The following is a 2947-nucleotide window of genomic DNA, read 5'->3' as shown; positions in this document are numbered from 1 at the left end:
CGCCCATCTCGTCGTGCTCGACAGCTTCCCGCTCACCCCCAACGGAAAGCTCGACCGCAGGGCGCTGCCCGCACCGGAGGCCGCCCTCGCACAGGCCGACGACTACGTCGCCCCGCGCAACCCCGTCGAGACCGCGCTCGCCGCCATCTGGGCCGAAATCCTCGGCCTCCCACGCATCGGCGTCACCCAAAACTTCTTCGAAACAGGAGGCGACTCCCTTCAGGCGATCCGGGTCGTCTCGCGCCTGCGTCAGCGATTCGATCACCCCTGCTCGCCTAAAGATCTGTTCGAACGGCCAACCATCGAAGCCTTGTCGCGCGTTTTCGAACCCAGCGAGCAAGGTGCGGTCGCCGGTGCCAAGGCCAAGCAGCTCGACGCGCTGCTCTCGGCCTTCGAGGACGCCTGATCGATGGCCGATTCGCATCTGGTCGACATCGCTCGCCGCTTCGCCGCTCTGCCTGCGGAGAAAAGGAGGCCGTTCCTCGCCAAGACGCGCGAGCTCGGCATCGACCTGTCGAGCCTGCCCGTGCCGCCGGGACTGGCCGGCGAGGATTGGAGCATCGCCTCCTCGGGGCAACGGCGGCTTTGGTTCCTCGCGCGGCTCGACCCCGAGAGCGCCGCCTACAACATCTCCGGCTGCATCCGTCTCGCCGGCCCGCTCGATACGACCCTATTGCAGCAAGCCCTCGACGCGCTGGTCTCGCGGCACGCAGCGTTGCGGACGCGCTTTCGACAGCAGGACGGCGTGGTCGAGCAGCGGGCCGATGCGCCCGCACCGCTATCATTGCTACGAACAGATCTGGCCGATCTCGACGAGGGCGCGCGCCAAGTTGAACTCGCCGCAGTGGATCTGTCGGACAGGGCCGAACCCTTCGATCTCGAAGCCGGGACACTGCTGCGTGTGCGCCTCACTCGCCTCGGCCAGCAGGAGCATCGGCTCCGCCTGACGATCCATCATATCGTGTCGGACGGCTGGTCGATGGACCTGATCGTCCGCGACCTTGCGCGCGATTATGAGCAACGTATCGCGGGCAATCACTCGTCGTCCGGCGCACCGCCGCTCCGCTACGCGGACTGCGCCCTCTGGGAACACCTGCTTCGCGAAGCCGGCGCCGACGAGCCGAAGATCGACAGGTGGCGTACACGCCTAGGGGGCGACGAGGATCTTCGACTGCCACTCGATCGCACGCGACCGGAAGCGCCGAGCCAACGCGGCGCCACAACGTCGTTCGAGATCGGCAACGCCGAAACCGCTCGCTTGAAAAGTCTCGCCCAGCGCGTTCACGCGACGCCCTTCGCGTTGATCGCGGCCAGCTTCGCGCTGTTCCTTCAGCGGTACACGGGGGCCAGAGCACCAGCGATCGGGACGCCGTCGCCGGGACGAACCAGCGCCGACACGGAGGACCTGGTCGGCTTCTTCGTGAACATGCAGGTGCTGAGCATCGGCCCGAAGCCGAACCTCAGCTTCGCTCAACTTGTCACGCAGATGCGGGACATGATCGGCGAGGCCCGTTCCGACGAGGTCCCTTTCGACCGCCTCGTCCATGCCCTTCAGCCCGAGCGCGCCCTGTCGCGCAATCCGCTGTTTCAGGTTTCCTACAGCCACGAGCCCGCTGCCCGAGCGCCACGCCGGGTCGGCGGCCTCGAATGGACCGAAGTGAGCGAGGAGAGCGGGCATTGCCGCTTCGACCTCGAATTGACGACACGCGAGAGCGGCGACGGCACGATCATCGGTCGCCTGGTCCACGCCGTCGATCTGTTCGATACCGCGACCGCGGCCGCGATGACGGAGCATTTTCGCGCGTTTCTGGGCCAGCTGCTCGCAGAGCCGGATCGCCCCGTCGGCACAATGGGGCTGCTCGACCGGCCTGCATTGCGTGCCGGAGCATCGGTTCATGGGCCGTTGCTCTACACCTCCGTCGTCTCGCTGATCGAGGAGCACGCGGCTCACCGGCCAGACGCGATCGCCGTCGTTCAGTCCGATGGCGCCCTGACGTATCGTTGGCTCAATGCTGCCGCGAACCGGCTCGCACGGCGACTGCGCACATCGGGAGTCGCACCTGCCGGTCTCGTCGGCGTCGCGATGGATCGCTCGCCGCGATTGCTCATTGCGCTGCTCGCCATTCTGAAGGCCGGGGCTGCCTATCTGCCGCTCGATCCGGATCACCCGCCGGAGCGCTTGGCCGCCATGCTGCGCGATGCCGGCGCCAGTCACGTCGTGACGAGCGCCGGCCTGAGCGGACGGCTGGATTCGACGGGCATCCCGATCCTGCTCGCCGAGGAAGGCGACGAGGGGGGCGATGACGACGGCAATCTCGCCGTACCGCTCCATCCGCACCAACTCGCCTATGTCATCTACACCTCGGGCTCCACGGGGCTGCCGAAGGGCGTCGCGGTGGCGCATGGGCCGCTCGCCATGCATTGCCGCGCGGTCAATGACCTCTACGGGATGCGGCCGGATGATTGCGAGTTGCACTTCCCCGCGATCGGCTTCGACATCGCTCACGAGCGCTGGCTGGCCCCCCTCATCGCCGGGGCTTCGCTGACCTTTGGCGGCGGCCGCGAGCAGTCGATCGAAGACCTCGTTGCGCAGATCCGCGCGGAAGCGGTGACGAGCCTTTTCCTGCCCCCGGCCTATGCCGATCGGCTGAGCGGCGCTTTGGCGGAGCGAGGCGAGCGTCTGGCTTTGCGGACGTTGATCGTCGGCGGCGAGGCCTGGACCCGCGACGGTCTCGAGGCGATGCAGCGCGCCGTTACGGCGGATTGCCTCGTCAACGCCTACGGGCCGACCGAGACGGTCATCGCTCCGCTGGTTTGGCCGATTTCGTCGACCTCATTTCCCGGTTCTGTTTGTCCGATTGGCTGTGCGGTTGGTGCTCGCGTTGGTCATGTTCTGGATGGTGATCTGAACCCGGTTCCGGATGGTGTGACGGGCGAGTTGTACATT

At 66.9% G+C, this 2947-nt stretch carries 2 protein-coding genes; both read left to right on the top strand.

Annotated elements, in window-relative coordinates; translation table 11 throughout:
* The coding region (locus HCU64_RS25110) for a phosphopantetheine-binding protein (RefSeq protein WP_233387216.1) at positions 1–406 on the top strand (406 nt) is incomplete at its 5' end.
* Positions 407–409: 3 nt separating this feature from the next.
* On the top strand, positions 410–2947 hold a 2538-nt coding region (locus HCU64_RS25105; protein ID WP_233387215.1), incomplete at its 3' end, for a condensation domain-containing protein.

It is taken from the genome of Methylobacterium sp. C25 (genome assembly GCF_021352225.1).
Taxonomy (GTDB): Bacteria; Pseudomonadota; Alphaproteobacteria; order Rhizobiales; family Beijerinckiaceae; genus Methylobacterium.
The sequence above is the reverse complement of the archived record's forward strand: the minus strand, read 5'-3'. Positions and strand labels throughout refer to the sequence as shown.